This window comes from Pseudomonas indica NBRC 103045 (genome assembly GCF_002091635.1).
Lineage (GTDB): Bacteria > Pseudomonadota > Gammaproteobacteria > Pseudomonadales > Pseudomonadaceae > Pseudomonas_M > Pseudomonas_M indica.
Genome location: NZ_BDAC01000007.1, coordinates 213,320 through 239,113 on the forward strand (window position 1 = coordinate 213,320; position 25,794 = coordinate 239,113).

Below are 25,794 nucleotides of genomic sequence, written 5' to 3' on the forward strand. Positions count from 1 at the left end.
GTTGTGTTTTCTGAAATAAGCAGGTGAGAGCCTTATGGTTCCCGTAATCGCCCTGGTGGGCCGCCCGAACGTCGGCAAGTCGACATTGTTCAACCGCCTGACCAAGTCCCGCGATGCCATCGTTGGCGATCTTTCCGGCCTGACCCGCGATCGCCAGTACGGCGAGGCGCGCTGGCAGGGGCGTACCTTCATCGTCATCGACACCGGTGGTATTTCCGGCGACGAAGAGGGCATCGACGCGAAGATGGCCGAGCAGTCCCTGCAGGCCATCGAGGAAGCCGATGCGGTACTGTTCCTGGTGGACGCCCGCGCCGGCCTTTCCGCCGCCGACCAGATGATCGGCGAGCATCTACGCCGCAAGAACAAGCGCACCTTCCTGGTGGCGAACAAGGTCGACAACGTCGATCCAGACCTCGCCCGGGCCGAGTTCAGTCCCCTGGCACTCGGCGACGCCTTGCCTATCGCCGCGGCCCATGGGCGAGGCATCAGCGCTCTGCTGCAGGCGGCCCTTGGCGAATTTCCCAAGGACGCCGATGCGGAAGAGATCGAAGAGGCTGCGGCTGAGGATGTCGCGGAAGGCGAGGAAGCCAAGCGCATTCCGGGCCCGAGCGAGAAGGACGGCATCAAGATTGCCATCATCGGGCGGCCCAACGTCGGCAAGTCCACGTTGGTCAACCGCATGCTCGGCGAGGAGCGGGTGATCGTCTACGACCAAGCCGGCACGACCCGCGACAGCATCTACATTCCCTTCGAGCGCGACGAGGAAAAGTACACGCTGATCGACACCGCCGGCGTGCGCCGTCGCGGCAAGATCTTCGAGGCCGTGGAAAAGTTCTCGGTGGTGAAGACGCTCCAGGCCATCCAGGACGCCAACGTGGTGGTCTTCGTCATGGATGCTCGCGAAGGTGTGGTCGAGCACGACCTCAACCTGCTCGGCTTCGTTCTGGAGACCGGCCGGGCACTGGTCATTGCGCTGAACAAATGGGATGGCATGGAGCCCGGCCAGCGCGACTACGTGAAGACCGAGCTGGAGCGCCGGCTGTTCTTCGTCGATTTCGCCGACATCCACTTCATCTCGGCCTTGCACGGCACGGGCGTCGGGCATCTGTACAAGTCGGTGCAGGCCGCGTTCAAGTCGGCAATCACCCGCTGGCCCACCAGCCGCCTTACCCAGATCCTCGAAGATGCAGTGCAGGAACACCAGCCGCCGCTGGTCAACGGTCGGCGCATTAAGCTGCGCTATGCCCACCTGGGTGGCGCCAACCCGCCGCTGATCGTGATTCACGGCAACCAGGTCGAGGCCGTACCGAAGTCCTATACGCGCTACCTGGAAAATACCTATCGACGGGTTCTCCGGTTGGTCGGTACGCCGATCCGCATCGAGTACAAGGGCGGTGAAAACCCCTACGAAGGCAAGAAGAACACCCTCACCGACCGTCAGGTGAACAAGAAGCGCCGGCTGATGAGCCACCACAAGAAGCAAGAGAAGAAGCGCAAGGACAAGAGGAAATAGCGGCGGGCGGTCTTCAGGCGGCAGGCGCCAGGGGATAAGCTTGTCGCCCCGACTCAGCCCGCTGCCTGTTGAAGCCCATGATCGAAAGCAAACTGCCGAACGTCGGCACCACCATCTTTACCCGGATGTCCCAGCTCGCTGCGGAAACCGGCGCGCTGAACCTGTCCCAGGGTTTTCCCGATTTCGATGGCCCCGCCGCCTTGCGCGAGGCGGTCGGCCGGCATATTGCCGCAGGTCATAATCAATACGCGCCGATGACCGGACTACCGGCCTTGCGCGAGCAGGTCGCGGCGAAGATCGCGCTCTGCTATGGCCAGACGGTCAGCGCCGACAGCGAAATCACCATCACACCCGGCGCGACCCAGGCGATTTTCTGCGCGATCCAGGCAGTGATCCGCCCTGGCGACGAAGTCATCGTCTTCGATCCCTGCTACGACAGTTACGAGCCCTCGGTGGAGCTGGCCGGCGGTCGCTGCGTGCATGTTCCGCTGGCGTTGCCGACGTTCGACATCGACTGGCAGCGTTTCAGCGATGCGCTCAACCCGCGCACGCGCATGGTGATCCTGAACAGCCCGCACAACCCCAGCGGCGCGTTGATTTCCCGCGAGGCGCTGGACCGGCTGGCCGAGTTCATCCGTGACCGCGATATCTATCTGGTCAGCGACGAGGTCTACGAGCACTTGGTGTTCGATGGCCAGCGGCATGCCAGCGTCCTGGCTCATGCCGAGCTCTATCAACGTGCTTTCGTGGTCAGCTCTTTCGGCAAGACCTACCATGTCACTGGCTGGAAGACCGGTTACGTGGTGGCGCCCCCGGCCCTGACGGCCGAGTTGCGCAAGGTGCACCAGTACGTCAGTTTTTGCGGCGTGACGCCGCTGCAGTGGGCGCTGGCCGACTTCATGCTGGAGCACCCCGAACATATCGCCGAGCTGCCGGCGTTCTACCAAAGCAAACGTGACCTGTTCTGCGACCTGCTGGCTGGCTCGCGCTTCCGCTTCACCCGAGCTGCCGGTACCTATTTCCAACTGGTCGATTATTCCGAAATACGGCCGGACCTCGACGATCTGGCGATGGCTGAATGGCTGACTCGTGAGCATGGGGTCGCCGCCATCCCGGTGTCGGTGTTCTACCAGGCTCCGCCGAAGGACCTGCGCCTGGTGCGCTTCTGTTTTGCCAAGCGTGAGGAAACCCTCGGACAGGCAGCGGAGAAACTATGCGCAATCTGAACGAGTTGCCCGATCTGAATCTGGCCCTGGTGCAGACCGATCTGGTCTGGCAGGACCCGGCAGCGAACCGTGCGAAGCTCGAGCTTCTCTTGGAGCAGGCGCGTGGTGCCGATCTCATCGTGCTGCCGGAGATGTTCAGCACCGGTTTTTCCATGGAGTCCGAGCGGCTCGCCGAGCCGGAGCAGGGGCCGACCAGCGCTTGGCTCCTGCAACAGGCGGCACGGCTGAATGCGACGATCGCCGGCAGCCTGATCGTCCAGGCCAGCGACGGCAGCCATCGCAATCGCCTGCTCTGGGCGCGTCCGGATGGCGAGATGCTGCATTACGACAAGCGTCATCTGTTCCGTATGGCCGGGGAGCACAAGCACTACACTGCCGGCGAGCGGCAGGTGGAGATGGAATGTAACGGCTGGCGGGTGCGTCCGCTGGTCTGCTACGACCTGCGCTTCCCGGTCTGGAGCTATGACCCGCACGACACCGACCTGCTGCTCTACACTGCCAACTGGCCGGCCGCGCGCCGTCACCACTGGAATCGACTGCTGCCGGCGCGGGCCATCGAGAACCTGTGCTTCGTTGCAGCGGTGAACCGAATAGGCATCGACGGCAAAGGCCATCCCTACAGCGGCGACAGCCAAGTGCTGGATTACCAGGGCGAAATCCTGCTGGATACCGGTGACCGTGACGGGGTATTCGCGGTCCGCCTGGAGGCTGCTGGACTGGCTGCCTACCGGGAACGTTTTCCGGCGTACTTGGATGCCGACATTTTCGAGTTAACCTGAGGACACGCGCATGGACGCAGAGAATCCCTTCCGTACCCCTTCGGCCGACCTGACCAGCACGGCGACAACCGATGGCAAGCTCTACAGTCTGGGCGCCGTGGCATTGGGGACGTTCTTCGGCACCCCCATCGCAGGGGCTTACTTCATCGTCCAGAACCTCAAGCAACTGGGGCGTTCCGCCGAGACCACCCAGGCTTGGGCGATGGGCGTGGGTGTCTTTGTCGCGCTGTTGGCGCTCAGCTTTTTCCTGCCGGACTCGATGCCGGCCACACCGATCACGGCCATCCAGGTGGCTGGCATGTACTTCTATGCCAAACAGTTGATGGAGAAAGACGTGAATACCCATCGGGCGGTGGGTGGCTTGTTCTTCTCCAATTGGCGAGCGGTGGGAATTGGCTTGCTTTTCCTGATGGCGTTGCTGGTGGCCGCCGTGCCGCTGGTCATGCTGCTGATGGAAGGCTGAGGTCGGACATAAAAAAACCGGGTGAAAACCCGGCTTTTTCTTTGCGCCCGGAGGATCAGGCTGCTTGCACCTGTTCCTGGCGCAGCGCCCGGTTCAGGGCGCTGAACAGTGCGCGGAAGCTGGCGGTGGTCAGGTTTTCGTCGATGCCGATACCGTGCAGAGCCCGGCCGCCGTTGACGCGCAGTTCAATGTAGGCCGCTGCCTTGGCGTTGGTGCCGGCGCCGATGGCGTGTTCGGAGTAGTCCATGATTTCCACGGAAACCGGCAGGCCGGCCACCAAGGCTTCCAGTGGGCCCTTGCCGATGCCGCGCCAGTGCTGGGTTTCGCCGTTGACCTGAACCTCCACGTCCACGGCGCTGGTGCCGTTTTCTTCCTGCAGACGATGACCCTTCAGCGCATAGGGCGCGTTAGCTTGCAGGTATTCGGTGTCCAGCAGGGTGTGGATCTGTTGGGCAGTCATTTCCAGGCCCAGGCGGTCGGTTTCCTTCTGCACCACTTGGCTGAACTCGATCTGCAGGCGGCGCGGCAGGCTGATGCCGTACTCCTGCTCCAGCAGGTAGGTGATGCCACCCTTGCCGGACTGGCTGTTCACCCGGATCACGGCCTCGTAGCTACGACCGATATCGGCCGGGTCGATGGGCAGGTAGGGGACCTCCCAGAGCGCATCTTCCTGCTGCTGGGCGAAGCCTTTGCGGATAGCGTCCTGGTGCGAGCCGGAAAACGCGGTATGTACCAGATCGCCCACGTAGGGATGACGCGGATGCACCGGAATCTGGTTGCATTCCTCGACCACTTTGCGCACTGCATCGATGTCGGAGAAGTCGAGCCCTGGATGGATGCCCTGGGTGTAGAGGTTCAGCGCCAGGTTCACCAGGTCGACGTTGCCGGTGCGCTCGCCATTGCCGAACAGGCAGCCTTCGACGCGGTCGGCGCCGGCCATCAGGCCCAGTTCGCTGGCGGCCACGCCGGTGCCACGATCGTTATGGGTATGCAGGCTGATGATGACCGAATTGCGACGGCTGATATGGCGGCAGAACCACTCGATCTGGTCGGCATAGACGTTCGGCGTGGCCACTTCGACCGTGGCCGGCAGGTTGAGGATGGCCTTGTTGTCCGGCGTCGGTTGCCACACGTCCAGCACCGCGTCGCAGACCTCCACGGCGAATTCCAGCTCGGTGGAGGTGAAGATTTCCGGTGAATACTGGAAGGTCCACTGGGTCTCCGGCTGGCGGGCGGCTAGTTCCTTGATGATGCGCGCGGCGTTCACCGCGATGTTCACCACGCCGGCCTTGTCCTGGTTGAAGACGATGCGGCGAAACGAGGGGGCCGTTGCGTTGTAGACGTGGACGATGGCTTTCTTCGCCCCGACGAGCGACTCGAAGGTCCGGGTGATCAGGTCTTCGCGGGCCTGGGTCAGGACTTGGATGGTGGTGTCGTCGGGAATATGGCCGTCTTCGATCAGGGTGCGAACAAAGTCGAAATCGGTTTGCGAGGCCGAGGGGAAACCCACCTCGATCTGCTTGATGCCGACCTGAACCAGAGTCTTGAAGAAGCGCATCTTCTTCTCCGCATCCATCGGCTCGATCAGCGACTGGTTGCCATCGCGCAGGTCGGAGCTGCACCAGATCGGCACCTCGGTGATGGTCTTCGACGGCCAGGTGCGGTCCGGCAGGTCGATGGGGGCGAAAGCGCGGTATTTCTTCGACGGGTCTTTGAGCATGGGCATGGCGAAATCCTTGTGTCGTGGCCATGGGAGGCCGGGCCAACGGTGTGCGTTCGGGGAGGATTTCAGCCACGCAGTCGCGGGCTGACCAGGCGCAGGCAGGCGTGTTGGCGAAGCAGGATGAGGGTATGGGAAATATTCATGCTGCTGACCTTAAGAAGCTTGGCGGTGGATGGCAAGCTTCTTTTGAAAATTGGTAGAAACCACCGGATTGAGCGATTTCTCGCTATTTATTTTCGAAAGTTCCACCTCTGCGGATGGTCGATTGCGGCGGTCATTCAACGCGCGTTTGCATATTCGGTCAGGGCTTGAACGCACCGATGAATATCGCCGGGTCCACGCGGGCGTCGTTGAGGCTGACATTCCAATGCAGGTGCGGCCCCGTGGCCCGGCCAGTAGCGCCGACCCGGCCCAGCACGCCGCCGCGGGGCAGTTCCTGGCCAACGGTGACGTCGATCCGGGACAGGTGGCAGAACATGCTGATCAAGCCCTGGCCATGGTCGACGAACACGGTCTTGCCATTGAAGAAATAGTCGCCCACCAGAATCACCCGGCCCGCCGCCGGTGCCTTGACCGGCGTACCGGCCGGGACGGCGAAGTCCAGTCCGGAATGCGGGTTGCGCTCCTGATCGTTGAAGAAGCGGCGCAGGCCGAAGGGGCTGGATAGCGGCCCGCCGACGGGTTTGTCGAACAGCAGGTTGCTCGGCTGGCGCGGACTGAATTGCTGGTAGGCGCGGGTCTGCTCCGCCAGTTCGCGCTCGATGCGTTTCAGATTGGTCGGGCTGGGGCTGACCTGTTCCTGATTCTTCAGGGTGATGCGCTGTTCGCGGTAGTGCTTGCCGGCGACGACGAAGGGCACGCGTTGGCCGCCACTCTCGACATACTGGTCGCCGGGTTTGACCGTGAGCGGAATGCCGACGATAGCGATCCACCGAGCACCGTCTTCCTTCACCACCAATACCGGCTTGCCCTGGTAGCGGGCCTGGGGTGCCTGTTCGCCCTGGCCGAGATCGACTACCGCCACGCCACCGGGCACCGGCTTGTTCAGTAGCCGGGTGATGAAGCCCTCGGCATGGACAGGAAAAGCAAGGAGCAGGGCGAGGAAGCAGAACGGCAGGCGCGGCATAGTCGGGCTCGGATCGAAAGCGGGGCGCCTATGCTGGCGGAAACGCGCCCGAGGGGAAAGCGTTCACGTGGGATCGATGGTCTGCTCGGCCAGTTGCCGGTGCCAGAGGCTTTCCAGGCTGTGGACCTGGGTGGGACCGTAAAGCGCTGCCTGCGCTCCGCTGTGCCACGCCCACAGCTGATCGCCGAAATCGTAGTGCCACCACTCGCTGGGCAGGTTGCTGAAGCCGGCCTCGATCATGGCGTTGTGGAGCCAGCGTCGATGGCGGCGCACCTGCTCCTGCTCGGCGGTGGGCTGTTCCAGTTGCTCGAAGGCGGTGGTGGACGAACGCGGGCTGGCTTCGTCGAAGCCGGTACCCATGTCCAGCCAGCGGCCGTGGCGGTCGCAGAGAGTGACGTCCACGGCACCGCCGGTGAGATGGGGGCTGGGGGCATTGCGGCTGTTGTCGGGCGGCGAGACGAACTGGCGGGTCAACTGCTGCCGGCGCCTGTCGTCGAGCTGCGGATAGCGTGCGGTAACGGCATCCAGCAGGCTTTCGTAAAGGTATTGCTGCACGGCGAAAGGCCGCCAGGCATCCAGTACGACCAGACGCACGCCTTCCGGCAGTAGGCTTGCTGCGGTGAGCAGGCGTTCGAACACGCCGGTGCGTCCGTGGCATTCCGGCAGGGCGTTGCGGATGCCCTGTTTGTAGTAGGCCGGATAGACCAGGAAATTCTGCGCCAGACCGAAGGCCATCATGGGTTCGCCACATCCGGCGATGGGAATGGCGGCGATGGCATCCCAGTCGGGATCGGTCTGGGGTGGGATGGGGCGTTCGAGGTTGAGCATGAGCTGTCAGTCCAGCAGCGACAGGGTGACGGGCGCCAGGTGATTGTCCTCGACCCGTACCTCCAGCTCGCCTTCGGCCAGGCGGGCGCTGAGGCGTTGGCCGATATGGGTCTGGCCGGCGCTGCGAACGGCGCGGCCCTGCTCGTCGAGGAGGATCGCGTAGCCACGGCCGAGAGTTGCCAGCGGGCTGACGATATTCAGGGTTTGCGCCATGCCCTGCAGGCGCTGGCGGCGTTCGCGGAGAGTCTCGCGCATCGCCTTGGGCAGGCAACTGGACAGATGATCGAGGCGCTGGCGCAGCAGCTTCAACTGACGCCCGGGGTGCTGGGCAGCGAGGCGGGTATCCAGGCGCGCCAGGTGTTCGTGGGCGGCGCACAGTTTGCGGTCGATGGCCCGCGCCAGGCGCTGTTCGAGATCGTCCACGCGCTGCGACTGCTGCAGCAGGCGTTCGCCCGGGTGACGCAGGCGCCGGGTCAGGCCCTCCAGGCGCAAGGCTTCGTGTTGCAAGCGTTGGCGGGTGCAATGCAGCAAGCGGCGGCGCAGGGCTTCCAGGCGCTGTCGCAGGTCGCCGGCATGCGGGGCGAGCAGTTCGGCGGCGGCCGAGGGAGTAGGCGCGCGCATATCGGCGACGAAATCGGCGATGGATACGTCCGTCTCGTGCCCCACGGCGCTGACGATGGGCGTGACGCAGGCATCGATGGCGCGGGCCACGGCCTCTTCGTTGAAGCACCAGAGGTCTTCCAACGAGCCGCCACCTCGGGCCAGGATCAGCGCATCGAAGCCCTGGGCATCGGCCAGGCGCAAGGCGCGGACGATCTGCACGGTGGCCTCGCGGCCTTGCACGGCGGTGGGGACCAGGGTCAGTTCCACCTGCGGCGCGCGGCGCCGGAACACGCTGATGATGTCGCGGATCACCGCGCCGGTAGGCGAGCTGATGATGCCGATGCGGCGTGGATGCGCTGGCAGCGGGACCTTGCGCTCCGCTGCGAACAGCCCCTCCTGGCCGAGCTTCTCCTTCAGCGCCTCGAAGGCCAGGCGCAAGGCGCCATCGCCGGCCGGTTCGACATTATCGAGGATCAGTTGGTAGTCGCCGCGCCCCTCGAACAGCGAGACCTTGCCGCGAACCCGCACCGCCAGTCCGTCGCGCAGGGCCTGGCGCACCCGCGACGCGTTCTGCCGGAACAACGCGCAACGCACCTGGGCCTGGCTGTCCTTGAGGGTGAAATACATGTGGCCGGAGGCCGGGCGGGAGAGGTTGGATATCTCGCCTTCGACCCAGACCTGGGCGAATACGTCCTCCAGCAGAACACGGGCGCGGCCGTTGAGCTGGCTGACGGTGAGTACCTCGCGGTCGAGACCGAGGCGTTCGAAAGGGTCCTTGAGCATGGGCGCGATAATAAGCGCTGGAGGGAAGGGGACCAAGCGACTCCGCTCAGTCCTGTTCCCTTGCGCTCCGCTTGCGGTAGTGGCGCTCGACCCGGGCGCGGTTGCCGCACGCCTCCGTGCGGCACCAGCGGCGGCGCTGGGCCTTGGATTGATCGAGGAACAGCCAGGTGCAGCGTGCGCATTCCTTCAATCGATGCAGTTGGCCGCTATGCAGCAAGGCCAATGCGTCGAGCGCGATGCGTGAGCACAGATCCGCGCCTTCCAGGCGCATCGACGCCGGATCGCTGGTGTTCAGCTCGCTATGTGCGACGGCCTCGGCCAGCTCTTTGCGGAGCTGGATCCATGCACCAGCGGTGGGGGTATGCCGAGCCAGCCCGCTGAAGAGCGAGTAAAGCTGCTCACGTAGCGAGATGGCCCGGGGGAGTGCATCTGCGCTGAGTTGCACTCTGTCTCCCTGCCCGACCATCCCACTGTATCGCGCCCAGGTCAGCAACGACTGGTCATCCACCAGACGTTCCCGGATGCGGTTCTTATCGGTATCGCCCACTGTGTTGATGAAGTCGAGGCAAGGGTTGCCCGCAATGAAATCCTGTTCGCTCCACGGATGTGATGCCATGGTTTTATCCCTCTAATCAGATAAGCGCACTTTACAAATTAGCTTTTGTGCTCTTCTTTGTCTAATGGGTATTTGTTTTCTAAGGAGTTAATGACATGGGCGAGTCCATCTTCGAGTTCGAGGGCCGAAAGGTTTACACCGAGACACATGGCGAGGGGCCGCCGCTGGTGGCAATCCACGGCACACCGTTCTCGTCGCGGGTTTGGCGGCGTGTGGTTCCGTATTTTCAGAAGCGGAGGCGCATTTATCTCTTCGATCTGCTGGGCTATGGGCGTTCTGCCATGCATCCCGGCGCCGACGTATCCCTGGGGGTGCAGAATCGTCTGCTGACGGCGTTGTTCGAGCATTGGCAATTGAGGGAGCCAGACGTCCTGGCGCATGACTTCGGCGGTGCGACTGCACTGCGTGGGCATCTGCTGGATGGACTGGGCTATCGCAGCCTGACGCTGGTGGATCCGGTGGCGTTATCGCCGTGGGGTTCGCCGTTCGTCCAGCATGTCAGGCGACATGAGGCTGCTTTCGCGGAGCTTCCGTCGTATATCCACGAGGCGATTATCGAGGCCTACCTGCAATGCGCGGCGTGGCGTGAGCTGACGGAAGAGGCGCGGCGCTGCTACCGCGAACCGTGGCTGGGAGACGGGCAAGCCGCCTTCTACCGACAGATCGCCCAGATGGATCAATGCTATACGGACGAGATACGGCCTCTCTTGGGCAGTGTTCGCTGCCCGGTGACGATTCTCTGGGGGGAACGGGACCACTGGATTCCCATCGCGCGTGGACATGAGCTTCATGGCCTGATCCCGGGATCGGTCTTCATCCCGGTTGCCGAGGCTGGTCATCTGGTTCAAGAGGATGCGCCCGAAGCCATCGTCGCCGCCTTGGCACAGGTGCTGATGGATGTTTAAAAATAGCCGTCCCTGGCCCGATGCAACTTAGAACTCGATGCTGGCGGAAAGCCGGGCTTCGCGCGGTTCGCCGACGTTCACCCGCAGGTTGCCGCCGCTGGAGGGGTAGTACTCTTCGTTGAACAGGTTGTTCAGATTCAACTGCAGACGCGTCTTGTGGCCGACCAACCGGCTGTCCCAGGCGACGAAGGCGTCGGCTACGGTGTAGCTGTCCAGCCAGAAGCTGTTGGCGTTGTCGCCGGGGCGCTCGCCGACGTAGCGGGCGCCGCCGCCGATGCGCCATTGGCCCAGGTCCGACGGTAGCGCCAGGTGGTGGGTGAGGTAGAGGCTGCCGATGTTCCGGGCCGCGTTGACGAGCCGATTGCCTTCGTTTTCCGGATGCTTGCGGATTTCCGTATCTGTGTAGGCGTAGGTGCCGATCAGTTCCCAGCGTTCGCCGAGGCGGCCGGTCACATCCAGCTCCACGCCACGCGAGCCCACTTCGCCGGAGAGTTCGGCATGGTCGCCGAAATCCGACACCACGTTCTTCTTCAGAATGTCGAACACGGCCAGGGTCGCGCCCAGCCCTTGCGGCAGGTCGAGCTTGAGGCCGGCTTCGTAGCTGCGACCCTCTTCGGGATCGAAGGCCTGGTTGGTATAGCTGTCGGCATTGTTGGGGACGAACGAGCGGCTGTAATTGCCGTACAGGGAGAGGTTCGGCGTCATTTGGTAGACCAGTCCGGCGAAGGGCAGGAAGGTTTCGCCGTTGCTGTCGGTGGACGGGATTTCCGTCACTCGGCCCTGGCTGACGTACTGGTCGTAGTGCTGGTAGCGACCGCCGAGCACCAGAATCCAGCGGTCGTCCAGGTGCCAATTGTCCTTGGCGTACAGCGATTGGGAGTGCAGTTCGTCGCGGCGGTCGCTCTGCGCCAGGTTGAGCACCGAGGGTTCCGGCAGGTTGCCGTAGACCGGGTCGTAGATGTTGAAGCCCGCGGTGCGGGCACCGCGCCAGGTATCGCCGCGGAAGTTGTCGACCCGCTCATGATCGACGCCGATCAACAGATCGTGGCGCTGGCCCAGCAGCTCGGCCTGGCCGATCCAGTCCCAGGCCAGGGACTGGGTCTGGTTGTCGTGTTCGCTGCCATCGGCGCGGCGGCGCAGCGTGCCGTCGGCCAGCAGACTGTCCGGTCGGGCTTCGGCATAGTCGTAGCGCTCGCGGTTCCAGCCGTAGGTCAGGCGGCTCATCCAGTCTGGGTTCAACTGGTATTCGACGCGCGCGGTGAAGAGTTCGTCGGTGCCTTCCGCTTTGGCCCAGGCTTCGCCGAAGCGGTCGTTGTAAGAGACCTTGGCCGGCTTGCCGTTGACGATCACTGTGCCACGATCCACCGGCGTCGAATATTCCTTGTGCTCGTAGGCCAACAATACGCGGACGTCCTCGCCGGTCCAGCTCAGCGAGGGGGCGACCAGGGTGTGTTCGTCGGTACCGAAATTACGCCAGTAATCTTCATGCTGGCGCTCGGCGATCATGCGGAAGGCCAGGCCGCTGTCCGCCAGTGGGCCAGTGACGTCGATACTGGCGCCGCCGCCGCCAAAGTTGCTGGCCTCGCCGGAAATCTCGCTGCGCCACTGGTATTCGGGGCGCTTGCTGATGACGTTGATCAGTCCGCCGGGCTCCAACGCACCGTAGAGCAGCGAGGCCGGACCCTTGAGCACTTCCACCCGCTCGGTGGTGGCGCTGAAGTTGCGCGACAGGCTGGAACGGATACCGTCGCGCAGAATCGAGCCGTCGGCATTGGTGCCGAAGCCGCGTTTGATGAAGCCGTCCTGGGTGTTCGCCAGTGTGTTGCTCTGGGTGATGCCGCTGACGAACTTCATGGCATCGTCCAGCGAGCGGGCCTGATAGTCCTCGAGCGTCTGCTCGGTGACCACCTGCACGGCCTGGGCTTCTTCCAGCAGCGGAATCTCGCTCTTGCTCGCGGTGCTGGCCGTGCTGGCGCGGTATCCATCGTTCTTGAGGCTGGCGGTGACGTCCTGGCTGGGCAGCTCGAGTTCCTCTGTCGTGGCGGCCAGTGCGGCCTGGTTGAGCAGCGCGAGGGCGAACAAGGTCTTGCGCCAGCGGAGGCCGTGGCGACGGGGCGGGGAGGAAAGCATTGGTCAATCCGACTGCGTGTTGAGAATTATTATTGTATGAGAATCGGGTTGGATTGGGTATTGCCGCTGCGATGGCATCCGGCCCATAGTCCTGATTGAGCGGGAACGTCCAGCTAGGTATAATGGCGCGCTTCCATTTTCCCGCCTGGGAGCCCCCGCCATGCTGCGTATCAGTCAAGAAGCCCTGACCTTCGACGACGTTCTTCTGATTCCTGGATATTCCGAGGTCCTGCCCAAGGATGTCAGCCTCAAGACTCGCCTGACCCGTGGCATCGAGCTGAACATTCCCCTGGTGTCCGCCGCGATGGACACCGTGACCGAAGCCCGCCTCGCCATCGCGATGGCCCAGGAAGGCGGCATCGGCATCATCCACAAGAACATGACCATCGAGCAGCAGGCTGCCGAGGTGCGCAAGGTGAAGAAGTTCGAGGCCGGTGTGGTCAAGGACCCGATCACCATCGACGCCGACGCCACGGTGCGCGACCTGTTCGATCTGACCCGCCAGCACAACATCTCCGGCGTTCCGGTGCTGTCCAACGGTGACCTGGTCGGTATCGTGACTTCCCGCGACGTGCGTTTCGAGAATCGCCTGGACGCCAAGGTGAGCGAAGTGATGACGCCGAAAGAGCGTCTGGTCACCGTCCGCGAAGGCGCCGATAAAGAAGAAGTGCGCGCCCTGCTGCACAAGCATCGCATCGAGAAAGTCCTGATCGTCGACGAGGCTTTCAACCTGAAAGGCATGATGACCGTGAAGGACATCGAGAAGGCCAAGGCCTATCCGCTGGCGAGCAAGGACGACCAGGGCCGCCTGCGCGTCGGCGCCGCCGTCGGCACCGGTGCCGATACCGGCGACCGCGTCGCCGCGCTGGTCAACGCCGGTGTCGACGTGATCATCGTCGACACCGCCCATGGCCACTCCAAGGGCGTGATCGACCGCGTGCGCTGGGTCAAGCAGACCTTCCCCGAAGTACAGGTGATCGGCGGCAACATCGCCACCGGCGAGGCGGCGAAGGCGCTGGCCGAGGCCGGCGCGGATGCGGTCAAGGTCGGTATCGGTCCGGGCTCCATCTGCACCACCCGCATCGTCGCCGGTGTCGGCGTGCCGCAGATTTCCGCCATCGCCAACGTGGCCGCCGCCCTCCAGGGCACTGGCGTGCCGTTGATTGCCGACGGCGGCATCCGCTTCTCCGGCGACCTGTCCAAGGCCATCGTGGCGGGTGCCTCCTGCGTGATGATGGGCTCCATGTTCGCCGGCACCGAAGAGGCGCCGGGCGAGGTCGAGCTGTTCCAGGGTCGTTCCTACAAGGCCTATCGCGGCATGGGCTCGCTGGGTGCCATGGCGCAAAGCCAGGGCTCCTCCGACCGTTACTTCCAGGACTCCTCCGCCGGTGCCGAGAAGCTGGTGCCGGAAGGCATCGAAGGCCGCGTGCCTTACAAGGGCCCGCTGGCGGCGATCGTCCATCAGTTGATGGGTGGCCTGCGTGCCTCCATGGGCTACACCGGCAGCGCGACCGTCGAAGAGATGCGCACCAAGCCGCAGTTCGTGCGCATCACCGGCGCTGGCATGGCCGAGTCCCATGTCCACGACGTGCAGATCACCAAAGAGGCACCGAACTACCGGGTGGGCTAAGCCCACGGCGTTAAGTTGCAAGCGGCAGGCCACAAGTCAACGCTGTCTGGCTGCCGCCCAGCCCCCTAACAACTTGCAGCTCGCGGCTCGAAGCTTGCAGCTGCTTCGTAGAGGCACTCCATGGCCCATCCTGACATTCACGCTCATCGCATCCTGATTCTCGATTTCGGCTCCCAGTACACCCAGCTGATCGCCCGCCGTGTGCGTGAGATCGGCGTGTATTGCGAGCTGCATCCGTTCGATATGAGCAACGAGGACATCCGCGCCTTCGCGCCGAAAGGGATCATCCTGGCCGGCGGGCCCGAGTCGGTCCACCAGGCGGACAGTCCGCGTGCACCCGAGGCGGTCTTCGAGCTTGGCGTGCCGCTGTTCGGCATCTGCTATGGCATGCAGACCATGGCCGAACAGCTCGGTGGCAAGGTCGAAGGCTCCGATCTCCGTGAGTTCGGCTACGCCTGTGTCGATGTGGTCGGCAAGTCGCGCCTGCTCGATGGCATCGAAGATCACGTGGACGATGACGGCGTCTTCGGCCTGGACGTGTGGATGAGCCACGGCGACAAGGTCACCGAGATTCCCGCCGGTTTCCATATCCTGGCCAGCACGCCGAGCTGCGCCATCGCCGCCATGGCCGACGACAAGCGCGGCTACTACGGTGTGCAGTTCCACCCCGAAGTGACCCACACCAAGCAGGGTGGCCGTATCCTGTCGCGCTTCCTGCTGGATATCTGCGGCTGCGAAGCCCTGTGGACGCCGTCCAATATCGTCGAAGACGCCGTTGCCCAGGTGCGTGCCCAGGTCGGCAGCGCCAACGTGCTGCTCGGTCTGTCCGGCGGAGTGGATTCCTCCGTGGTTGCCGCGCTGTTGCACAAGGCGATCGGCGACCAACTGACCTGTGTGTTCGTCGACAACGGCCTGCTGCGTCTGCACGAAGGCGACCAGGTCATGGCCATGTTCGCCGAGAACATGGGCGTGAAGGTGATCCGTGCGGACGCCGAAGCCCAGTTCCTCGCCAACCTCGAAGGCGAGGCCGATCCGGAGAAAAAGCGCAAGATCATCGGCCGCACCTTCATCGACGTGTTCGATGCCGAGGCGGCGAAGCTGCACAACATCAAGTTCCTCGCCCAGGGCACCATCTACCCGGACGTGATCGAGTCTGCCGGCGCCAAGACCGGCAAGGCCCATGTGATCAAGTCGCACCACAACGTCGGCGGCCTGCCCGAGGAGATGAACCTCAAGCTGGTCGAGCCGCTCCGCGAGCTGTTCAAGGACGAGGTGCGCAAGATCGGCCTGGAGCTGGGGCTGCCCTACGACATGGTCTACCGTCACCCGTTCCCGGGCCCGGGCCTCGGGGTGCGTATCCTCGGCGAGGTGAAGAAGGAATACGCCGACCTGCTGCGTCGTGCCGACCACATCTTCATCGAAGAGCTGCGCAAGGCCGACTGGTACCACAAGGTCAGCCAGGCCTTCGTGGTGTTCCAGCCGGTGAAGTCGGTCGGGGTGGTCGGCGACGGTCGCCGTTATGCCTGGGTCGTGGCCCTGCGTGCCGTGGAAACCATCGACTTCATGACCGCGCGCTGGGCACACCTGCCCTACGAGCTGCTGGAGACCGTTTCCAACCGCATCATCAATGAAATCGAAGGCATTTCCCGCGTCACCTACGACGTGTCGAGCAAGCCGCCGGCGACTATCGAGTGGGAATGATGGGACGTGCCGGCGAGCGCTCGAAACGCCGGTAAGGCTCCGCGAACGCCGTCATGCTTCAAGGCATGGCGGCGTTTTTTCTTTCGTGACGGCTCCTGCTCCAGGAAACCGCCTTGTTCATGGCCGAGGCTGGTTTCATGGTGCGGATAATGTTGGAATGGGAATGATTCAGCGCAATGAGGGCGGCTTCGGCTGCCCTTATGTTGTGGCTCGACCGGATGCGCACAGGGCGATCCGGCAGTGATTCCGGTTGATGAGAGAACGATGTCCTTCACCCGCAGACAAATCCTCGCTGGCCTGGCCGGCCTTGGCGTGGTCGGCCTCGGTGCCGGTGGCGCGCGTTACTGGCTGGGGCGTCCGCTGGACGCCGAGACCCATGACTATGAACTGATTGCCGCCCCCCTCGACGTCGAGCTGGTGCCAGGTCACAAGACTCCGGCCTGGGCCTATGGCGGCCAGGCGCCCGGCCTTGAACTGCGAGCCCGCCAGGGTGACTGGCTGCGGGTGCGCTTCATCAATCGGCTGGAGGTGCCCACCACCATCCACTGGCATGGCATTCGTTTGCCGCTGGAAATGGACGGCGTGCCCTACGTGTCGCAATTGCCGGTGCTGCCGGGCGAATACTTCGATTACCGCTTCCGGGTGCCGGATGCGGGTAGCTTTTGGTACCACCCGCATGTCTCCAGTGGCGAACAGCTCGGGCGCGGGTTGGTCGGTCCGCTGATCGTCGAAGAGCGCGAGCCGACGGGCTTCCGCCATGAACGGACGCTGAGCCTGAAGAGTTGGCACGTCGACGAACAGGGCGCTTTCACCGATTTCAGCGTGCCTCGCGAGGCTGCCCGAGGCGGTACGCCGGGTCGGTTGAGCACGATCAACGGTGTGCATGCGCCGGTGCTGGATTTGCCGGCGGGCCAGATTGTTCGTCTGCGTCTGTTGAATCTGGATAACACGCTCACCTATCGCCTCAACCTGCCGGGTGGCGAGGCGCGGATCTACGCGCTGGACGGTAATCCAATAGTGCCGCGCCCTCTGGGCAAGGATTACTGGCTGGGGCCAGGCATGCGCATCGATCTGGCGCTGCGGGTGCCGGCCGAGGGAGTAGAGCTGCCGCTGCGCAATGGGCCGCTGCGGCTGGCGACCCTGCGCGCCCAGGCAAGCACGGAAGCGCCGGGCGACTGGCCCCCGGCGCTGCCGGCCAATCCGGTGGCGGAGCCCGATCTCGCGTCGGCGGAAACCCTGCGGTTCAACTTCGAGTGGGTCGGTGCGGTCTCGGTGAACGTGGAGAACGGTGCGGCGCCCCGTTTCTGGCAGGTCAACGGGCAGGCCTGGGATATCAAGGACAAGACCTGTGCCGATCGGCCGATTGCCCGGCTGGAGCATGGCAATAGCTATGTGTTCGAGCTGCGCAACATGACCCAGTACCAGCACCCGATCCATCTCCACGGGATGACTTTCAAGGTGCTGTCGTCGAACCGCCGTCGCATCCGGCCGTATTTCACCGATACCTTCCTGCTGGGCAAGAACGAGCGCGCGCGCGTTGCCTTGGTGGCGGATAATCCCGGCGTCTGGATGTTCCATTGCCATGTGGTCGATCACATGGAAACGGGGCTGATGGCGGCCATCGAAGTCAGCTGAGTGACCATGAAGAAACCCTTGATCATCGACCGTAGCCAGGACGAGCGCTTCATGCGCGAAGCGCTGGAACTGGCGCGGCAGGGTGTGGCATTGGGCGAAGTCCCGGTCGGCGCCGTACTGGTGCTGAATGGGGAAATCGTCGGGCGCGGCTTCAACTGCCCGATCTCGCGCCACGACCCCAGCGCCCACGCGGAAATGGTGGCGATCCGTGCGGCTGCGGAAACGCTGGCCAACTACCGGCTGCCCGGCAGCACGCTGTACGTGACTCTGGAGCCCTGCAGCATGTGCGCCGGGCTGATCGTCCATTCGCGTATCCAGCGCGTGGTCTATGGCGCCACCGAGCCCAAGGCCGGGGTGGTGGTCAGTCGTGGCCAGTTCTTCGCCCAGGAATTTCTCAACCATCGCGTCCTGATCGAGGGTGGGTTGTTGGCGGAGGAGTGTGGGGCGGTGCTCAGCGAGTTCTTCAAGGCTCGCCGGGGCAAGGGTTAGAAGCGCTACAGCGGCGGCATGTCCGAGCTGGGCTTGTTCTTCGAGACACCGGGGACGTGCAGGTCGCTTTCGGCGATCTGGCTGGATTCCAGTTGCGGCTGGGTCACCCAGGTGAGGATGTCGTAGTAGCGGCGCACGTTGGTCACGAAGTGCACGGTCTCGCCGCCACGGGCGTAGCCATAGCGGGTCTTGCTGTACCACTGCTTCTGGCTCAGGCGCGGCAGCATCTTCTTCACGTCCAGCCACTTGTTCGGGTCGAGACCCTCGGCTTCGGCCAGCTTGCGGGCGTCGCTCAGGTGGGCGATGCCGATGTTGTAGGCGGCGAGGGCGAACCAGGTGCGGTCCGGCTCGGTCAGTTCCTCGGTCAGGCCCTTCTTGATCATCGTGAAATACTTGCTGCCGCCGTCGATGCTCTGTCGCGGGTCGAGGCGGTTGCTCACGCCCATCGCTTGGGCAGTGCCCTGGGTCAGCATCATCAGCCCGCGCACGCCGGTCTTGGAAGTGGCGTTGGGTTGCCAGAGGGATTCCTGGTAGCCGATCGCGGCCAGCAGCCGCCAGTCGGCGTCGTAGGTCTGGGCGGCCTGGCGGAAATGCTGCTCGTAGCGGGGCAGTCGCTGCTGCAGGTGTTGGGCGAAGGTGTAGGCGCCGACGTAGCCGAGTACGTCCACATGCCCGTAGTAGCGCTCCGTCAGGCGCTGCAGGGTGCCGTTCTCCTTGGCGCGGTCGAGGAAGGCATCGACCTCCTTCAACAGACTGTCGTCTTCCCCGGCGGCCACCGCCCAGCGCAGGCTGCGCTCGTCGTCCAGGTCGAAGGCGACGCGGACATTGGGGAAATACACCTGGTTCATCGCCAGTTCGTTGGAGTCCACCAGGGTCAGGTCGATCTGTCCCTCGTCGACCATGCGCAAGAGATCGACCACTTCCACCGCGTCCGACTCTTCGTAGGTCAGCTCAGGCAATTCCGCTTTCAGCGCCGCCAACTGCTCGGCGTGGCTGCTGCCCTTGAGAACCAGGATGCGCTTGCCGACCAGATCGGCCGGTTGGGTAGGGCGCCGCTGTCCCTGGCGATAGACCACCTGGGGAGTGACGTCGAGGTAAGGGTGGGAAAACCGTGCCTGGGTCTTGCGCCCTTCGCTGTCGACCAGGCCGGCGGCGATCAGCACTGGCCCGCCGGGACGGCCGACGCGGGCGAAAAGCTCGTCGAGATTATCCGCGGTCTCGATCTTCAGCTCGACACCCAGGTCCTCGGCGAAACGCTTGACCAACTCGTATTCGAAGCCGGTTTCGCCGTTGCGGTCCTGGAAATAGGTGGCGGGGCTGTTGCGGGTGATCACGCGCAGAACACCCTCCTCCTTTACCTGTTCGAGGGTGCTGGGCGTCTTTTCGCAGCCACCGAACATCAGGAGGATTCCGGTCGCCAGCAGCCAGGTGGCGCAGCGCTTACGGAACGCAAAATGTGAAGACATCCGCGCAGTATACGCAAAGGGCCATGACAGCCATATCTCGACAGTGTCTCACTTCTCTGCTAGCGGCAGGCGACGGTCTGTGCCCCCGTCACGGATGCCGAGACGGGCGCTTTACGCTAGAATGCACGGCCTCCAAGCACACCCCTTCCCAGAGGCTGTCCCGAAGATGTTGATCCTGCGCGGCGCACCCGCCCTTTCCGCCTTCCGCCACGGCAAATTGCTCGAGCAACTGACCACGAGGGTCCCCGCCGTGACCGGGCTGTACGCCGAGTTCGCCCACTTCGCCGACGTGACCGGCGTGCTCAGCGGTGAAGAAGAGCAGGTTCTCGCACGTCTGCTGAAGTACGGCCCCAGCGTACCGGTGCAGGAGCCGAGCGGCCGCCTGTTCCTGGTGGTCCCGCGTTTCGGCACCATCTCCCCCTGGTCGAGCAAGGCCAGCGATATCGCGCACAACTGCGGGCTGGCCAAGGTCCAGCGTCTGGAGCGGGGCATTGCCTACTATGTCTCCGGCGATATCGGCGAGGCCGACCTGCCGCTGATCGCCGCCGCGCTGCACGACCGCATGACCCAACTGGTACTCGGCTCCCTCGACGAGGCGGCCGGCCTGTTCAACCATGCGCAGCCCAAGCCGCTGACTGCGGTGGACGTGCTCGGCGGTGGCCGTGCGGCACTGGAGAAGGCCAACGTCGAGCTGGGCCTGGCCCTGGCCGACGATGAAATCGACTACCTGGTGAAGAGCTTCACTGAACTGGGCCGCAACCCGCACGACATCGAACTGATGATGTTCGCCCAGGCCAACTCCGAACATTGCCGGCACAAGATCTTCAATGCCAGCTGGGATATCGATGGCGAGTCCCAGGACAAATCGCTGTTCGGCATGATCAAGAACACCTACGAGATGCACCGCGAAGGCGTGTTGTCCGCCTACAAGGACAACGCCGCGGTGATCGTCGGCCACGTCGCCGGCCGCTTCTATCCGAACCCGGAAACCCGGCAGTACGGCGCCAGCCAAGAGCCGGTGCACATCCTGATGAAGGTGGAAACCCATAACCACCCGACCGCGATCGCTCCCTTCCCCGGTGCATCCACCGGCTCCGGCGGCGAAATCCGCGACGAAGGCGCCACCGGCCGCGGGGCCAAGCCGAAGGCCGGCCTGACCGGTTTCACCGTCTCGAACCTGAATATCCCCGGTTTCCTCCAGCCCTGGGAGAAGCCTTACGGCAAGCCCGAGCGCATCGTCAGCGCGCTGGATATCATGATCGAAGGCCCACTGGGCGGTGCGGCGTTCAACAACGAATTCGGCCGTCCGGCGCTGACCGGTTACTTCCGTACCTTCGAGCAGGCGGTGGGAACCCCGCGCGGCGAAGAGGTTCGCGGCTATCACAAGCCGATCATGCTGGCCGGCGGCATGGGTAACATCTGTGAAGATCACGTGCAGAAGGGCGAAATCTCGGTCGGCGCCAAGCTGATCGTGCTCGGTGGTCCGGCCATGCTGATCGGCCTGGGCGGCGGTGCCGCTTCGTCCATGGCCACTGGCACCAGCTCGGCGGACTTGGATTTTGCCTCGGTGCAGCGCGACAACCCGGAAATGGAGCGCCGCTGCCAGGAGGTCATCGACCGTTGCTGGCAGCTCGGCGAGCAGAACCCGATCAAGTTCATCCATGACGTCGGCGCGGGCGGCCTTTCCAATGCCTTCCCCGAGCTGGTCAACGACGGTGGACGCGGCGGTCGCTTCGAACTGCGTGCGATCCCCAACGACGAGCCGGGCATGGCGCCGCTGGAAATCTGGTGCAACGAGTCGCAGGAGCGCTACGTCCTGTCCGTGGATGCCGCCGATTTCGAGTGTTTCAAGGCCATCTGCGAACGCGAGCGCTGCCCCTTCGCCGTGGTCGGCGAGGCCACCGAAGAGAAACACCTGACCGTTTCCGACAGCCACTTCGGCAACAAGCCGGTGGACATGCCGCTCAACGTTTTGCTTGGCAAGGCCCCGCGCATGCACCGCAGTGCCAGCCGCGAAGGCAGCCTGGGCGACGATTTCGACGCTGTCGGCGTGGACCTCGAAGAAGCTGTCGGTCGTGTGCTGCGTCACCCGGCGGTGGCCAGCAAGAGCTTCCTGATCACTATCGGCGACCGCACCATCACCGGCCTGGTCGCTCGCGACCAGATGGTCGGCCCCTGGCAGGTGCCGGTGGCCGACTGTGCCGTCACCGCCACCAGCTTCGACGTCTACACCGGTGAGGCCATGGCCATGGGCGAGCGCACTCCGCTGGCCCTGCTCGACGCACCGGCCTCCGGCCGCATGGCTATCGGCGAGACCATCACCAACCTGGCCGCTTCGCGCATCGGCAAGCTGTCCGACATCAAACTGTCGGCCAACTGGATGGCGGCAGCCGGGCACCCGGGCGAAGATGCGCGCCTCTACGACACCGTCAAGGCGGTGGGCATGGAGCTTTGCCCGGCGCTGGGCATCACCGTACCGGTGGGCAAGGACTCCATGTCCATGAAGACCCGCTGGCAGGAGGAGGGCGCCGAGAAGAGCGTCACTGCCCCGCTGTCGCTGATCGTTTCCGGCTTCGCGCCGGTGCTGGATATCCGCCAGACCCTGACCCCGCAGCTGCGGCTGGACAAGGGAGAGACCGACCTGATCCTGATCGACCTGGGCCGCGGGCAGAACCGCCTGGGTGGTTCCATCCTCGCCCAGACTTACGGTCGTCTCGGCCGGCAAGCCCCGGACGTCGATGATGCCGAGGACCTGAAAGCCTTCTTCGCCGTGATCCAGGGCCTGAATGCCGACGGCCATCTGCTGGCCTATCACGACCGCTCCGACGGCGGCCTGCTGACATCCGCCTTGGAAATGGCTTTCGCCGGCCACTGTGGGCTCGATCTGACGCTGGACGCGCTGGCGGACAGCCGCGAAGAGATTGCGGCCGTGCTGTTCAACGAGGAACTGGGCGCCTTGATCCAGGTTCGCCAGGATGCCACCCCGGAAGTGCTGGCGCAGTTCAGCGCTGCCGGCCTGGGCGATTGTGTCGCGGTGATCGGTCAGCCGGTCAACGGCGCCGATGTCGCCATCCGCTTCAACGGCGAGCCAGTGTTCGGTGGCGAGCGCCGCGTGCTGCAGCGTCAGTGGAGCGAGACCAGCTACCGCATCCAGCGTCTGCGCGACAACGCCGAGTGCGCCGAGCAGGAGTTCGACGCGATCCTCGAGGAAGACAACCCGGGGCTGTCCACCAAGCTCGCTTTCGACGTCAACCAGGACATCGCCGCGCCTTATATCAAGAAGGGCGTGCGTCCGCAGATCGCGGTATTGCGTGAGCAGGGCGTCAACGGTCAGGTGGAAATGGCCGCGGCCTTCGACCGCGCCGGCTTCGCTGCCCTCGACGTACACATGAGCGACATTCTCGCTGGCCGCGTCGATCTGAACGACTTCAAGGGGCTGGTTGCCTGCGGTGGCTTCTCCTACGGCGACGTGCTCGGTGCCGGCGAGGGCTGGGCCAAGTCGATCCTGTTCAACGCCCGTGCCCGCGAGGCCTTCCAGGCGTTCTTCGAGCGCAAGGACAGCTTCGCTCTCGGCGTCTGCAATGGCTGCCAGATGATGTCGAACCTGCACGAGCTGATTCCGGGCAGCGAATTCTGGCCGCACTTCGTGCGCAACCGTTCCGAGCAGTTCGAAGCGCGGGTGGCGATGGTCCAGGTACAGGAGTCGGCGTCGATCTTCCTGCGCGGCATGGCGGGGTCGCGCATGCCCATCGCCATTGCCCACGGCGAAGGCCATGCCGAATACGAAAGCGAAGAAGCCCTGCTGGAAGCCGATCTGTCTGGCACCGTGGCGCTGCGCTTCGTGGACAACCACGGCAAGGTCACCGAGCGTTATCCGGCCAACCCGAACGGCTCGCCGCGCGGTATCACCGGCCTCTGCAGCCGCGATGGCCGTGTAACCATCATGATGCCGCACCCCGAGCGGGTCTTCCGTGCCGTGCAGAACTCCTGGCGTCCGGACGACTGGCAGGAAGACGGCGGCTGGATGCGCATGTTCCGCAACGCGCGCGTCTGGGTCGACTGACCGGCGCGCTTCGTCGCGACGCGCTTTTCCGGGCGTCGCGACGCCTCCTTTCGGGAGATCGCCATGGCGGACGTCGAGCCTGCCGCTGTCATCCTGCCCGAGGTACGCCAGGTAGAGCCCGGCGACAGTTTCTGCCTGTGCCGCTGCGGTCATTCCCCGACCTTGCCGGACTGCCCGCCCCATTGCGCCGACGGTCTCCGTCTGGTCGCCGCGCGATCCCGTCTCTTGCTGCTATGCCGCTGCGGTCGTTCGCGCAGCCTGCCTTACTGCGATGGCAGCCACTCGCCCGCCGCCCTGGGGTTCACGGCGAAATGGAAGCGTTTTCTCTCGCCCCGCTGAATGCTGGCATTTTTTCCTCTCCCTTCGAACAACCGGTTTTTTTACCGGTCAAAACTGCCAACTTTCCGTACTGAACCCCCTTTAGTTCGATGCGTTGAGGTCAAAATGCCATCATTTTTGTGGCATGATGCTCGTCTGTCCGCACCGCCTACGAACCGCTTGGAGACCCTGATGTACAAGCTGTGCTTCTATGTTCCGGAACCCCATCTGGAAGCAGTCAAGAAAGCCATTTTCGCGGTCGGTGCCGGCCGTATCGGTGCATATGACAGTTGCTGCTGGCAGACCTTGGGCCAGGGGCAGTTCCGGCCGTTGGAGGGAAGCCAGCCGTTTCTCGGGGTAACCGGGCGTGTGGAGCAGGTGGCGGAATGGAAGGTCGAACTCGTCGTGGCTGACGAGCAGATCCACGATGTGGTGAAGGCGCTGAAGAAGGCGCACCCCTACGAAACGCCGGCGTTCCAGGTGTGGCGCCTGTCGGATATGGTTTTCTGAGATTTAAAGCGGATCGATCGATACTGTAAGGGGCATGTGCTTGCCCCTCACTCTCACCCTTACGGCCTGATCTCGATCAGCGTGCCGTCTTTCACCAGGCTCCAGATTTCCTTCATGTCGGCATTGGTCAGGGCGATGCAGCCTTCGGTCCAGTCCAGGGTCTGGAAGTACCACTCGGGATATTCCTCATCCAGCGGCGTGCCGTGGATCATGATCATGCTGCCTGGTGGCACGCCTTCCTGACGGGCCCGTGCGAGGTCGCGGGCATTGGGGTAGGAGATATGCATGGACAGGTTGTACTTGTCGCTGGGCTTGCGCCAGTCGATCCAGTAAAAGCCTTCCGGCGTCCGCTTGTCGCCTTCGCGAAGTTTCGGTCCTTTCGGCTGCTTGCCCAGGGAGACGCGATAGCTCCTGAGCGTCTGCCCTTTGCTGATGAGGTGAAGCTTGCGCTCGGATTTGACGACCAGCACCTTGTCGACCTGCTGTCCCTCGAGGGTGGGCGTTGCGTTGGCGTGAGACAAGGTGGCGATGGACAGGCACAGAGCAGCGAACAACCAGCGCATTTTGGAACGACTCCCCGGAATTGCAATTACTCTACTTTCTTAGAATAGGCCCGCAACGCTTCGATAGGTTCGTTGCGTACCGGGTAGACATGCTCCACCCGGTCGGCGAAGAAGCATTCTAAGGTACGCCCTACGGTCGGGAAAGCGAGCTCGGACCAGGGGATGTCCCGCTCGTGGAACAGGCGAACCTCGAGACTCTCGTCGCCGGCGGCGAAATCCAGGTCGATCAGCTCGGCCCGAAAGAACAGATAGACCTGGCTGATATGCGGCAGGTCGAAGAGGGTGTAGAGCTTGAGATCGCGCACTCGCGCGCAGGCTTCTTCCAGGGTTTCGCGCATGGCGGCCTCGGCGGTGGTTTCACCGTTTTCCATGAAGCCGGCCGGGAGCGTCCAGTAGCCTCGGCGCGGGTCGATGGCGCGGCGGCAAAGCAGCACCTGGTCGCCCCACACGGGCAGGCAGCCGGCGACGACGCGCGGATTCTGATAGTGAATGGTCTGGCATTCGCCGCAGACGAAACGTGGGCGGTTATCGCCGTCGGGTATGCGTTGCGTCACCGGGCTGCCGCAGTGGCTGCAGAATTTCATGGTATTCCCCTTGTCCTGAACCCATCTTGGCGCGAGGGGTGCGAGGCGGCAAGCCGGGCCGGCTGAAAGGCGTGACCGGTTGGCGCGGGGCTTGGGCGCGGCGGGACTTCGTGCCATGATGCGAAGCAAAGGAAAAGACC

The 25,794-nt window shown here is 63.9% G+C and carries 22 protein-coding genes; 13 read left to right on the forward strand and 9 right to left on the reverse strand.

What is annotated here, in order from left to right; translation table 11 throughout:
- Window positions 1–34 precede the first annotated feature (34 nt).
- The 4 genes from der (at window position 35) to PIN01S_RS11150 (ending at window position 3,981) form a co-directional block, all read left to right on the forward strand.
- Window positions 35–1,513: a ribosome biogenesis GTPase Der gene (gene der, locus PIN01S_RS11135; protein ID WP_084335731.1), complete on the forward strand. Its 1,479-nt coding sequence runs from the start codon at window positions 35–37 to the stop codon at window positions 1,511–1,513.
- 77 nt (window positions 1,514–1,590) lie between these two features.
- Window positions 1,591–2,739, forward strand: coding sequence for a pyridoxal phosphate-dependent aminotransferase (locus tag PIN01S_RS11140; protein ID WP_084335732.1), 1,149 nt, complete (start codon window positions 1,591–1,593; stop codon window positions 2,737–2,739).
- Window positions 2,727–3,518: an amidohydrolase gene (locus PIN01S_RS11145; RefSeq protein ID WP_084335733.1), complete on the forward strand. Its 792-nt coding sequence runs from the start codon at window positions 2,727–2,729 to the stop codon at window positions 3,516–3,518. The genes PIN01S_RS11140 and PIN01S_RS11145 overlap by 13 nt, the downstream gene beginning before the upstream one ends.
- Before the next feature lie 10 nt (window positions 3,519–3,528).
- A complete protein-coding gene (locus tag PIN01S_RS11150) occupies window positions 3,529–3,981 on the forward strand; it encodes a hypothetical protein (RefSeq protein WP_084335734.1) in 453 nt (150 codons plus the stop codon).
- Between the two features lie 55 nt (window positions 3,982–4,036).
- Here the strand turns inward: PIN01S_RS11150 and leuA are convergent, their stop codons facing one another.
- Window positions 4,037–5,707, reverse strand: coding sequence for a 2-isopropylmalate synthase (gene leuA, locus PIN01S_RS11155; protein WP_084335735.1), 1,671 nt, complete (start codon window positions 5,705–5,707; stop codon window positions 4,037–4,039).
- 138 nt (window positions 5,708–5,845) lie between these two features.
- Here leuA and PIN01S_RS26750 point away from each other — a divergent pair, with 138 nt between their 5' ends.
- Window positions 5,846–6,016 carry a hypothetical protein gene (locus tag PIN01S_RS26750; RefSeq protein ID WP_169715822.1) on the forward strand — a complete coding sequence of 57 codons (171 nt, stop codon included), beginning with the start codon at window positions 5,846–5,848 and terminating at the stop codon, window positions 6,014–6,016.
- Here PIN01S_RS26750 and PIN01S_RS11165 read toward each other — a convergent pair.
- The 4 genes from PIN01S_RS11165 to PIN01S_RS11180 all read right to left on the reverse strand — a co-directional run bounded on the left by PIN01S_RS11165 (window position 6,006) and on the right by PIN01S_RS11180 (window position 9,660).
- Window positions 6,006–6,830 carry a peptidoglycan DD-metalloendopeptidase family protein gene (locus PIN01S_RS11165; RefSeq protein WP_084335737.1) on the reverse strand — a complete coding sequence of 275 codons (825 nt, stop codon included), beginning with the start codon at window positions 6,828–6,830 and terminating at the stop codon, window positions 6,006–6,008. The genes PIN01S_RS26750 and PIN01S_RS11165 overlap by 11 nt on opposite strands.
- Window positions 6,831–6,893: 63 nt before the next feature.
- Window positions 6,894–7,658, reverse strand: a complete 765-nt coding sequence (locus PIN01S_RS11170) for a M15 family metallopeptidase (RefSeq protein WP_084335738.1) — start codon at window positions 7,656–7,658, stop codon at window positions 6,894–6,896.
- A gap of 6 nt (window positions 7,659–7,664) precedes the next feature.
- On the reverse strand, window positions 7,665–9,044 hold the full coding sequence (xseA, locus tag PIN01S_RS11175; protein ID WP_084335739.1) for an exodeoxyribonuclease VII large subunit: 1,380 nt from the start codon (window positions 9,042–9,044) through the stop codon (window positions 7,665–7,667).
- Between the two features lie 46 nt (window positions 9,045–9,090).
- Window positions 9,091–9,660, reverse strand: coding sequence for a CGNR zinc finger domain-containing protein (locus PIN01S_RS11180; RefSeq protein ID WP_084335740.1), 570 nt, complete (start codon window positions 9,658–9,660; stop codon window positions 9,091–9,093).
- Between the two features lie 95 nt (window positions 9,661–9,755).
- Here PIN01S_RS11180 and PIN01S_RS11185 point away from each other — a divergent pair, with 95 nt between their 5' ends.
- The gene (locus PIN01S_RS11185) at window positions 9,756–10,565 is read left to right on the forward strand and encodes an alpha/beta fold hydrolase (RefSeq protein WP_084335741.1); all 810 of its coding nucleotides are present in this window, start codon (window positions 9,756–9,758) and stop codon (window positions 10,563–10,565) included.
- Window positions 10,566–10,592: 27 nt separating this feature from the next.
- Here the strand turns inward: PIN01S_RS11185 and PIN01S_RS11190 are convergent, their stop codons facing one another.
- The gene (locus PIN01S_RS11190; protein ID WP_084335742.1) at window positions 10,593–12,695 is read right to left on the reverse strand and encodes a TonB-dependent siderophore receptor; all 2,103 of its coding nucleotides are present in this window, start codon (window positions 12,693–12,695) and stop codon (window positions 10,593–10,595) included.
- A gap of 160 nt (window positions 12,696–12,855) precedes the next feature.
- On the opposite strand from PIN01S_RS11190, the gene guaB reads away from it, so the two are divergent.
- The 4 genes from guaB to tadA all read left to right on the forward strand — a co-directional run bounded on the left by guaB (window position 12,856) and on the right by tadA (window position 18,150).
- Complete coding sequence (gene guaB, locus PIN01S_RS11195) at window positions 12,856–14,325, forward strand: IMP dehydrogenase (protein WP_084335743.1); 1,470 nt, start codon at window positions 12,856–12,858, stop codon at window positions 14,323–14,325.
- A 120-nt stretch (window positions 14,326–14,445) separates the two neighbouring features.
- A complete protein-coding gene (guaA, locus tag PIN01S_RS11200) occupies window positions 14,446–16,026 on the forward strand; it encodes a glutamine-hydrolyzing GMP synthase (RefSeq protein WP_084335744.1) in 1,581 nt (526 codons plus the stop codon).
- Between the two features lie 264 nt (window positions 16,027–16,290).
- Window positions 16,291–17,661: a multicopper oxidase family protein gene (locus tag PIN01S_RS11205; RefSeq protein WP_084335745.1), complete on the forward strand. Its 1,371-nt coding sequence runs from the start codon at window positions 16,291–16,293 to the stop codon at window positions 17,659–17,661.
- Window positions 17,662–17,667: 6 nt separating this feature from the next.
- Window positions 17,668–18,150 carry a tRNA adenosine(34) deaminase TadA gene (tadA, locus tag PIN01S_RS11210; protein ID WP_084335771.1) on the forward strand — a complete coding sequence of 161 codons (483 nt, stop codon included), beginning with the start codon at window positions 17,668–17,670 and terminating at the stop codon, window positions 18,148–18,150.
- Window positions 18,151–18,155: 5 nt separating this feature from the next.
- On the opposite strand, the gene mltF is transcribed toward tadA, so the two are convergent.
- Window positions 18,156–19,616 carry a membrane-bound lytic murein transglycosylase MltF gene (mltF, locus tag PIN01S_RS11215; protein WP_084335746.1) on the reverse strand — a complete coding sequence of 487 codons (1,461 nt, stop codon included), beginning with the start codon at window positions 19,614–19,616 and terminating at the stop codon, window positions 18,156–18,158.
- 166 nt (window positions 19,617–19,782) lie between these two features.
- Between mltF and purL the strand changes: the two genes are divergently transcribed.
- The 3 genes from purL (at window position 19,783) to cutA (ending at window position 24,507) form a co-directional block, all read left to right on the forward strand.
- Entirely contained in the window at window positions 19,783–23,679 is a 3,897-nt protein-coding gene (gene purL, locus PIN01S_RS11220; protein ID WP_084335747.1) for a phosphoribosylformylglycinamidine synthase, read from the forward strand.
- 63 nt (window positions 23,680–23,742) lie between these two features.
- Window positions 23,743–24,018, forward strand: a complete 276-nt coding sequence (locus PIN01S_RS11225) for a CDGSH iron-sulfur domain-containing protein (protein ID WP_084335748.1) — start codon at window positions 23,743–23,745, stop codon at window positions 24,016–24,018.
- Between the two features lie 171 nt (window positions 24,019–24,189).
- Window positions 24,190–24,507, forward strand: a complete 318-nt coding sequence (gene cutA, locus PIN01S_RS11230; RefSeq protein ID WP_084335749.1) for a divalent cation tolerance protein CutA — start codon at window positions 24,190–24,192, stop codon at window positions 24,505–24,507.
- Window positions 24,508–24,566: 59 nt separating this feature from the next.
- On the opposite strand, the gene PIN01S_RS11235 is transcribed toward cutA, so the two are convergent.
- Window positions 24,567–25,070, reverse strand: coding sequence for a L,D-transpeptidase family protein (locus PIN01S_RS11235; protein WP_084335750.1), 504 nt, complete (start codon window positions 25,068–25,070; stop codon window positions 24,567–24,569).
- A gap of 26 nt (window positions 25,071–25,096) precedes the next feature.
- Window positions 25,097–25,654, reverse strand: coding sequence for an NUDIX hydrolase (locus PIN01S_RS11240; protein ID WP_084335751.1), 558 nt, complete (start codon window positions 25,652–25,654; stop codon window positions 25,097–25,099).
- Window positions 25,655–25,794: the final 140 nt, after the last annotated feature.